Consider the following 9,928-nt stretch of genomic DNA (forward strand, 5'->3'; position numbering starts at 1 on the left):
TTTTCATTTTTAATTATCTAATAAAGATAGTCGAAAAAATTAAAAATAGGCTTCAATCCCGTTAGACTTTTACGGCATAGATGAATTTAATCAGCCGTTTTTTAAATGTTATTTTATGAATCAGGTAGATAGCGCTTAAAATTTTCCATGGTGAATTGAATAAATTTTTTCAGCCTTTCTGGTTGGAATTTATCTTTATGGTAAAGCATATAAAAAGGCGTGTCGGGAATATGCCAATCATTAAACACATTCACTAATTGACCCGCTGCAATTTCATTAGCGCAATATAAATAAGGTAATCGCACAATGCCATTTCCTGCTAAGGCGCTGGCTTTCATAGCGCGGCCATTTTTACACTTAAAACCGCCCTTAATGGCAACGTCTACAGCTTGAGCATCTTGCCTATGGCCAAAGCGCCAATGGCTGATCGAGCCAGTAATACACAGGTGATTATTAAGCTCGCTTGGATGCTGCGGTTGACCATATTTCGCTAAGTATTCAGGGGCGACTAAAGTGCGGTTTTCGATATCCATCAGCTTTCTGGCCACCAAGCTTGAATCTGCCAGTTCGCCCATGCGAAATACAATATCAAAATGGCCCTCGATTAAATCAACCCGCTGGCTACTAAAATCAAGATCGATGGTAATTTCAGGATACTGTTTAATAAAATCATTCACCAAGGCCACTAAAATATCTTCACCAATCACCCCGCCAACGCAATTAATGTGAATATTGCCCTGTAATGTTTCAGCGCTGTCTAATGTCATTGCCACCACCTGATCGATTTGCGCTAACGCTTGCTGGCATTGCAACAGCAATTGCTGACCTTGCTCTGTCAGTCTTTGGGTTCTGGTGGTTCTAATAATTAGGCTAACACCAAGAAATTTTTCTAAACTTAATAATTGCTTTGATAAATGCGAACGTGAGCAGCCTAAGACCTGTGCAGCTTGAGTAAAGTTACCTTGCTCAGCAATCACCACAAAGGCTCTGATATCAATCAAATTTATGTCTAAGTTCATAATAATGTCTATTTTAGTTTGTGGTCATCAACAAGTTATTAGGAGCCACAGGTAAACAATGATGTTCTTTGTGGATTATATATCAACAATGAGCCATTACCTATAATGGACACAACTTAACGAACGAGGTAAAAATCATGAAATCACTTGTTGTCATTACTGGCGCATCATCAGGTATTGGCGCCGCTATGGCGAATGCATTTAGCGCTAAAGGTCACCCACTACTTTTACTTGCTCGTCGCGTTGAACCAATGCAAGCACTTAACCTGCCCAACAGCTTATCTGTTAGCGTTGATGTTACTGATGCTGCAGCGATGAAAACAGCGATTGCGACTGCTGAAGCAAAGTTTGGCCCTGTTGGCTGTTTAGTCAATAACGCTGGCGTAATGCTACTTGGTCAAGCAGATGTACAAGATCCTGCCCAGTGGAGCCAAATGCTCAACATCAATGTGATGGGCGTGCTTAATGGTATTCACGCTGTGCTTGCTGATATGAAAGTCCGTAAAACAGGCACTATTATCAACGTAAGCTCTATAGCGGGTCGTAAAACATTCCCTAACCATGCAGCATATTGTGCCAGTAAGTTTGCTGTGCATGCGCTAACTGAAAATATCCGCGAAGAAGTGGCGATGGATGATGTGCGAATGGTGACTATCGCTCCAGGCGCTGTTGAAACGGCCCTGCTTAGCCACACAACCGATGAAGATATTAAAGCCGGCTACCAAGAATGGAAAGAGTTCATGGGCGGCGTTATCGAGCCTACAGCAGTTGCTGATGCGGCTGTATTTGCCTTTGAAATGCCGCAAAATGTTTGTGTACGAGAAATTGTCTTAGCGCCAACTCGCCAACAACCTTAAGAATATATCGAGTCTAGATAGGTCTACATTTCAGCTAAAAACCATGAGTTATTACTCATGGTTTTTTATTATCTTTGCATTAATTTTAATAAGCGGCCTCCCTTTACATACTCCACGCGTACCTCATGCAAACTCATTCTCTTATCCCTCGTAATAATGCCGCCATTTCGAGCAAACTAGCTGCATCTGATTAAAAATCAATTTACCCCCAAGATGTTATATTAATTGCTTAATGTTTAAGTTAAGTTAAATTAAGGTAAGGAAAGCTGACTAAAACAAGCTACGCTTAAATCATTGGTTTATTGATTGCTTAGTCGTTACGCATTGCGATAAAAAGGACATTTTTTGTATGCAGGAAAACTTCAGTTTATTTTCCAGGAATAAAGCCTTTCCCGAGCTATTATTGTCATCGACATTTATCAATTTATTGTCGCTTGCGCTGCCATTCACCATGCTACAAATCTACGATCGTATTCTGCCAAATCAAGGTTATGGTACTGCCACTATTCTTGTTTCTGGTGTGGCGATTGCGATTTTACTGGAATTATTACTCAGATATGGCCGCAGTTGGCTACTTGCAGCATCAGCAGCCAATTTTGAATTAGAAACCACAACCAAGGTGGTTAACAAGCTCATGCAAGCGGACTATCACCATGTTGAATCCATGGGAACAGGTAAAGTCACTAATGGTTTAGCCAGTATTGCGAGTATGCGGGAGCTCTATTCAGGGCAAGCAATTGTGGCACTCATGGATTTTCCATTTGTGCTCATTTTTCTTGCATTGGTTGCCTATATTGGTGGCCCGCTGGTATTCATTCCGATAGTCGTCTGGGTACTTGTTGGCGCTCTGGTTTATGTCATTGGCAAAAAACTCGCCATAGCCACTGAGGATCTCGCTCTTTCAGATGCTGAACGAACCCGAATGTTGATACTGGTGTTATCAGGGCTAACCACAGCCAAGGCCCTATCTTTAGAAGACCGATTAGCCAGTATTTATAATAAAATAAACCACCAGCGACTAGCACAACAGCAACAAGTCGATTGGTTATCAGCTAAGTTACAAGAAGTCATCCAAGCAGCATCGCAAGGAACAACACTAATATTAGTGATGCTAGGTTGTTTAGAAGTCCTTAACGGTTCGCTTACAACGGGTGGACTGGCTGCATGTTCAATATTAGCGGGTCGCGCCATCGCACCATTAAGTGCAATTATTAGCCTTCGTTCTCGACTTGTGAGTGCCAAAACGGCGATGTCACACGTAGATGATTTGACCGCCATTCCAGCCGAAGCGTTTAGTGCTGAAAAAATCTATCAACAAAAAATCCCTAACGGCCCTATTAGGTTTCAAAAAGTCGATAGCAGTAATTTAGGCACTGTCATTCAACAGTTGAATTTAGAGATCCTCCCTAAAACCTTAGTTACCCTGCAATCAAATCCCCTGAGTCATGCTAGCCACTTACTCAGTATCATTGCTGGATTTCAAAAGATAAATACAGGTGAAGTCGCCATTGATGGGGTTTTACTTCATGCACACGACAGTAAAGAATTTCGACAATCCGTTAACTATGTTGCCCCTTGGCCAACCTTATTTGCAGGTAGTTTACTTGAGAATATGACGATGTTCCGAGCAGAGTATGAACCACAAGCAATGGCAATTGCTGACAGTTTAGGCTTAACGGCTAAAATTGCCGAATTGCCCAATGGTTATCAAACTTCAGTCGGTGAAAATGACAACCAAATGCTAAATAAAGGGGCAATTAAACTCATTGCAATAGTCAGAGCGATAGTCCAAAAACCGTCGATATTGCTATTGGATGAGCCGATGATTTCACTTGATGCCGATGCCCAAAATAAACTACTCACTTTATTGGCCCAACTGAAACAACAAATGACCATTGTAGCGGCATCCCACTACCCTGAAATCGGTAAAATTAGTGATGAAGTTGTCACAATTGAGGGACATGCTCAGCCTAAAAAAACTAATAAATCGCCGCACGTGGATAATAGTGATTCACAGGAGGTGATCCTATGAAGACTTTAGAACTAAAGCCATTACTGGTGGAGCTGTTCCAACAATTAGGTCTTTACACTCAAGCCAGTAACGTTGCCAGTGACACTGAAAACGATCTCAATACTCTGGCGGTGTCTCGGTTATTAAAAAAGCATCAAATTGGTTTCTCTGTTATTAAACCGTCAGATAGTACCCTGCATTTAACCATCTACCCTTTCTTGGTTGTCCCAGCGAAAGACAATGCCTTTATAGCAAGAAGACAGGGACATCAGTTCGAAAAACTAGAGAATAATCATTGGCAAACGGTCGATATGACTCAGCTAACAGATGATGCATACCTATTTGTTATTGATGCCTTACCTCGTAGTAAAAAGAGTGTTCAAGCATTCGCCGCTCACATGAGTAAGAGAACTAAATGGTATCGTCCCGTTTTCTGGCTGAGTTTACTGTCCAGTGTTACAGGGTTAGCAGTACCTCTGTTTACCATGGCAGTATATGACCGAGTCATTGGTGGTCAAACACCCTCCATACTCCCCAGCATAGCCTTAGGTGGAGCGCTTGCTGTTGGCGTATTAGTATCAACCCGCTTAGCGCGGGCGCAAATTCTTGCCACCACCAGTAATCGATTTGCTAGAGACCTTTCCCAGATAACCTTTTATCGACTATTACACATGCCGTTAATGGTACTGTCACGCGTCGGCATTTCAAATCATATCGCTAGAATGCGTAATGCAGAAAAAGTCAGAATGCTCTTATCTGGCCCTGGAGGCGGCGGCTTAGTCGACCTGCCCTTCACTATTATTGCCCTGCTGGCGATTATGTTTTTAAGTGGATGGTTAGTGTTAGTGCCGATTGGCATGTTGATGCTGTATTACTTGGTGATGAAAGTCGTCAGCCGCTATGTTCAGGCAGCCTCGCCAACAATTAGTGGCGAGTATCAAAATACCCTAAGCGAACTAGCGAAAAATCTACTGCAACTCAAAGCGGCTGGTGATACTGAAGGCTGGCAAACAAAATTTATTCGTCAATGCCGTGAAAATAGTCGCCAGAATTTTCTTTATGCTAAACGAAATGGCCTAAATGCAGCCATTGCTCATTCACTGAGTTTATTCACTGCACTCATCACAGTGTTTACGGGAATATTTTTAGTACTAAATCAAACGATTTCCTCCGGTGCATTAATTGCCTGTGTGATGATGATTTGGCGGATTACAGGCCCTGCACAACTGGCATTTTCATCTCAACAAAAATTCACCATGATGGATGTTGCCGTAAAACAGTTTGATCGGTTCATGCAGGCAACAACGGAACAATCAGAATTACGCTTAGACACCCCTGATAACACTCAAGCACCAGCAATTTCATTTCAGCATTTAACCCTGAGATATAAAGCTGAAGGAGAGCCGGCACTATCAGGTGTGAATGTAGACATAGAACCCGGTGAATTAGTTGCCGTTATAGGGCCCAATGCCTGTGGTAAATCAACCTTGCTACTGAGCGCCTTAGGCGTGTTGGAAGCACAAGCTGGATTTGTCACCGTGAATGGGAAAAATTTAAAACAATATGACACTGAAATATTTAGGCATTGGGTGGCTTATAGCCCATCACAACCTGATATTTTCCCAGGGACTTTAGCTGAAAATATTCGGATAGCGAAACCAGATGCTACCGATGATGAAATTAAAACCGCAATAATTGCCGCTGGTGGGGCCAGCTTTTTTAATAGCATCAATAATGACTTATCGGTTGATTTACTCGGTGAGAATAACGCCATGCTTTCCGCTATCGAAGGGAGTTACATCAACCTTGCCCGCGCACTGATAAAACAATCGCCATTGTTATTGCTTGATGAACCATTACCTCATCGAAATCCAGAATCAAAACAGCAGTTGATAAAGACCTTATTAAACTTAAAAGGACAATCAACCGTAATGTTTACTAGCCACGATCAAGATTTAATTAAACACGCTGACAAGGTCATTATTCTTGATAAAGGCGCTGTGGTTTATGCAGGCCCAATTCCAGACCAAGCACCTCAAACGCCAGATGCCACTAACACCGTCATGCAGGAGTCTCCAACCAATGGATAATCGTCAACTAGCTAATCGAGTCTGGCCAGAACATGAATTTGCAGAAGCAATTGAAGCCCCTGCTGAGCGTAAATTAATTCGAAATATCATCTTATTGATCACCGGCTCAATTTTAATCATGTTGGTTTGGTCTGTTTTTACCAGCGTAGAAGAAATTTCAAAATCCAAAGGACAAGTGGTGCCGTTAGGCCATAGGCAGGTTATTCAAAGCCGTGCTGGTGGCACTATTGCTTCTGTCGTAGTCGAAGAAGGTGACGTTGTTAAACAAGGTGATATTTTGGCAAGCTTTGTCTCAATAGACAGCTTGTCAGCTGAGGAAGAACTATCCAGTAAACGTGCTAACTTAATGATGCGAATTGAACGTTACGAAGCCTTCATTGATGCTCGCGATGCCAATTTTGATGAGTTCGCCTATGAGTACCCGCAACTGGTTAAGCTGCATCAGTCTTCGCTTAATCGCATGATCGATGAACGAGTGGCAATTGAGCAGCTATCAGAATCTGAAATAGCCAAATCTCAAGCGGAATTGGATGGTTTGAAAACTGAAATACCTCCCCTTAGCGATCAAATCCAAACCGCAGAACAAACGTTAAAAATGATGTTGTCAGTAACAGAAGAGCAAGCCGTTTCAAAGTTACGCATTTTAGAATCACAGCAAAAGCTTGATTCTTACATGCGAGAGCTAAAGGCGATGGAAAGCAAACAACAAGTTCTCACCAAGAACCTGCTAAATCTGCAGCAACAACTCAAACAAAGACAGGCTTCATTATTAAAAGAAGTCGGTGAAAAACGTACTGACACCCAAGCTGAATTATTAGGTGTCACAGCAAGGCTTAAATCATCCAGCTCACTGGTATCTCAAAACACCGTAACCGCGCCTGTTGACGGCATCATTCAATCAATCCCAACATCTTCAACTGGCAGCGTCATTCAACCAGGTGGGACTGTGGCTGTAATTGTTCCCATGACCAAAACGGGTATGATGGAAATTAAGCTGTCACCAAGAGATATCGGCTTTGTCCATGTTGGTCAATCAGCAAGAATCAAAATCGATGCGTTTGATTACAGCCGTTATGGCGCGTTAGATGGAATCGTAAAACGTATTTCACCAAGCACAGATAAAGATGAAAAAGGCGGTGTATTTTATAAAGTGCAGCTTGCCATTGATAAGCCCTACTTTTTGGATAATCCCGATAGTTTTGCATTAATTCCTGGAATGACTGGCGAAGCAGATATTGTGACAGGTGAAAAAAGTGTCTTCCAGTACTTATGGAAACCAGTGTTCACCAACATTAACGAAGCATTTGGCGAAAGATAAATGGTAGGAGCATCCCATGAGCACGGATAATAAAGATAATAAAAATAAGCCAAATGAAAAAAATAAACTCAAAAAAGATCTGCCCGAAAATAAAATCCAGCAAGCAATAAAGAAAATTGATAATGATGCTAAAAAGTTGCGGGCAAAAGAATCTCGAGATACGGGGAACATAACCCCAAATAGACAAAATGATCTGGTAGCTGACAAGTCTTGGCAGACGAATATAGCGAATGCATCTGAGGATGATAAAGCAACTGAAGCAGATTTTACTCATGCAGCTACTAATCCAGAAGCTAATCCAGAAGCTACTCAGCAAGACGTTTTAAAAACATCCACAACGCCACAACAGTTAACAAGCTCAACACTTAAAAATGCCAGTCAAATCGCTGATAGCAACCCGATAGAACCGAGTCAGCAGCAGCCATTAAATAAGCTTATTGTAGAAACAGGTTCAACTCAAACAACAGGACTAGCAGCGGGTGCACATTTTCATAATGGTAATGTCACAACCCAAGACATAAGCCAATTTAGAACATCTCAAATTTCGTTACCTGAACAAAACTTTCAGACTGCTTTTACCATTAATTCATCATCTCATTCAGTATCAAATGTAATCACACCACAAACTGCAACACATGAAGTGATTGAGACACTAAAAGGTACCCCAACACCTGACATTACCCCTCCCTCTACTGGCACTGGCACTGGCACTGGCACTGGCACTGGCACGAATGAAACCCCAATAGAAATAGCAAGTCAACAATCAGCACCACAATTAAAAGAAGATAATGCAGTGAATACTGCGAGTGGCGTAATGCAAGCTACAGGCACTGATGCTAACCAAGTGTTGTGGAGTACAGACAATGCTCAAGGTAAATATGGTGAGTTAACGTTAAACCAGTTAACTGGCGAATGGCATTACCAACTTGATAATAATAACCAGCAAACAAATGCATTATCTGAAGGGACTCATCAAACAGAACAATTTGTCATTTCGGCAACGGACAGCCAAGGCAATAAAGTGAGCTCGGTCATTGCTGTAGAGGTTGAAGGTAGTAACGATTTACCGCAAATTTCAGGTATACATCATGCTAGTCTCAATGAGTTAGGTTCAATTGATACCGTTTCAGGCAACCTCATAGCTACCGACCCAGATAATGGCGATAGCATCACTTGGTCGGCCTCAAATGGAATAGGTCAATTTGGCCAGCTAGTCATTGATTCAAAATCTGGAGAATGGCAATACGTTCTAGATAATCATTCAGCAACGACTTTAGCCCTACATCAGGGAGAAGTAGCAGTTGAAACTTTCACAGTCACAGCAACTGATAGCTCAGGCACCCCAGTATCCAAACAAGTTACCATTAGTATTAACGGTAGCAATGAAACCGCTCAAATTGGTGGCGTTTCATCGGCTAATCTAACCGAAGATAAAGACGTCCATCAAGGACAACTGCATGTCGATGGCGCCCTCACCGTAACCGATGTAGATTCAGGACAAAACCAACTCCAGGCCACAGTGCAACAAGGTCAATTTGGTACTCTGAGTATCAATAGTTTAGGCCATTGGACTTACACCGCTGATAACTCGCAGCCGACTATTCAAGGCCTGAAAACAGGCGAATCATTAACGGATACTCTCATAGTTCATTCCATTGATGGCACTGAGCAGAAAGTCACTGTCACCATTAATGGCACGGATGATAAAGCGGTGATTGCGGGCACCTCAACCGCCAGCTTAACCGAAGATAAAGATGTTCATTCAGGTCAGCTCCGAGTTGATGGCGCCCTCACTGTTACTGATGTAGATAACGGTCAAAATCAATTCCAAGCCACCTCATTACAAGGTCAGTTTGGTACTCTATCAATCAATGAATTAGGTCACTGGACTTACACCGCTGATAACTCACAAACAGCCATTCAAGGTTTAAAAACCGGTGAGTCAGTTACCGATACCTTAATCGTTCACAGTATTGACGGCACTGAGCAAAAAATCACTGTGACCATTAACGGCACTGACGACAAAGCGGTGATTGCGGGTACCTCAACCGCCAGCTTAACTGAAGATAAAGACGTGCATGGTGGGCAGCTTCGCGTCGATGGCGCCCTCACTGTTACTGATGTGGATAATGGTCAAAATCAATTCCAAGCCACCTCACTACAAGGTCAATTCGGCACTTTATCAATCAATGAATTAGGTCACTGGACCTACACCGCTGATAACTCACAAACAGCCATTCAAGGTTTAAAAACCGGTGAGTCAGTTACCGATACAGTGTTAGTTCACAGTGTTGATGGCACTGAGCAAAAAATCACTGTCACCATCAGTGGTACTGACGACAAAGCGGTGATTGCGGGTGCTTCAACAGCACAGCTAACTGAAGATAAAGACGTTCACGGTGGACAACTCCGCGTTGACGGGACGTTAACCGTAACAGATGTAGACAACAATCAAGCGCAGTTCACCGCTGAAAGCCTACAAGGTCAATTTGGCACTCTATCAATCAATGAATTAGGTCACTGGACCTACACAGCTGACAATTCTCAGACAGCGATTCAAGGCCTTAAAACAGGTGAGTCAGTTACTGACACCTTAATCGTTCACAGTGTTGATGGCACTGAACAAAAAATCA

Annotated in this window: 6 protein-coding genes; 5 read left to right on the top strand and 1 reads right to left on the bottom strand. The window is 42.4% G+C overall.

All coding sequences use genetic code 11. The annotated features are described in order from the left end of the window. Positions 1–113 precede the first annotated feature (113 nt). The gene (locus AB4160_RS08760) at positions 114–1,019 is read right to left on the bottom strand and encodes a LysR family transcriptional regulator (RefSeq protein ID WP_102531229.1); all 906 of its coding nucleotides are present in this window, start codon (positions 1,017–1,019) and stop codon (positions 114–116) included. A gap of 137 nt (positions 1,020–1,156) precedes the next feature. Between AB4160_RS08760 and AB4160_RS08765 the strand changes: the two genes are divergently transcribed. The 5 genes from AB4160_RS08765 to AB4160_RS08785 form a co-directional block, all read left to right on the top strand. Then, positions 1,157–1,876 carry an SDR family oxidoreductase gene (locus tag AB4160_RS08765; RefSeq protein ID WP_372004235.1) on the top strand — a complete coding sequence of 240 codons (720 nt, stop codon included), beginning with the start codon at positions 1,157–1,159 and terminating at the stop codon, positions 1,874–1,876. 349 nt (positions 1,877–2,225) lie between these two features. Then, positions 2,226–3,908, top strand: coding sequence for an ABC transporter transmembrane domain-containing protein (locus AB4160_RS08770; RefSeq protein WP_372004236.1), 1,683 nt, complete (start codon positions 2,226–2,228; stop codon positions 3,906–3,908). Then, the gene (locus tag AB4160_RS08775) at positions 3,905–5,977 is read left to right on the top strand and encodes a peptidase domain-containing ABC transporter (protein WP_372004238.1); all 2,073 of its coding nucleotides are present in this window, start codon (positions 3,905–3,907) and stop codon (positions 5,975–5,977) included. Before AB4160_RS08770 ends, AB4160_RS08775 begins: the two co-directional genes overlap by 4 nt. Continuing rightward, positions 5,970–7,295, top strand: coding sequence for an HlyD family type I secretion periplasmic adaptor subunit (locus tag AB4160_RS08780; protein ID WP_102475370.1), 1,326 nt, complete (start codon positions 5,970–5,972; stop codon positions 7,293–7,295). Before AB4160_RS08775 ends, AB4160_RS08780 begins: the two co-directional genes overlap by 8 nt. 16 nt (positions 7,296–7,311) lie before the next feature. Further along, on the top strand, positions 7,312–9,928 hold a 2,617-nt coding region (locus AB4160_RS08785), incomplete at its 3' end, for a VCBS domain-containing protein (RefSeq protein WP_372004240.1).

Origin of the sequence: Shewanella sp. 10N.286.51.B8 (assembly GCF_041469325.1) — a bacterium.
Classification (GTDB): domain Bacteria; phylum Pseudomonadota; class Gammaproteobacteria; order Enterobacterales; family Shewanellaceae; genus Shewanella.

Coding starts and splice junctions, on each gene's coding strand:
- AB4160_RS08760 (WP_102531229.1), bottom strand. CDS start 1,019: ATGAACTTAGACATAAATTTGATTGATATCAGAGCCTTTGTGGTGATT.
- AB4160_RS08765 (WP_372004235.1), top strand. CDS start 1,157: ATGAAATCACTTGTTGTCATTACTGGCGCATCATCAGGTATTGGCGCC.
- AB4160_RS08770 (WP_372004236.1), top strand. CDS start 2,226: ATGCAGGAAAACTTCAGTTTATTTTCCAGGAATAAAGCCTTTCCCGAG.
- AB4160_RS08775 (WP_372004238.1), top strand. CDS start 3,905: ATGAAGACTTTAGAACTAAAGCCATTACTGGTGGAGCTGTTCCAACAA.
- AB4160_RS08780 (WP_102475370.1), top strand. CDS start 5,970: ATGGATAATCGTCAACTAGCTAATCGAGTCTGGCCAGAACATGAATTT.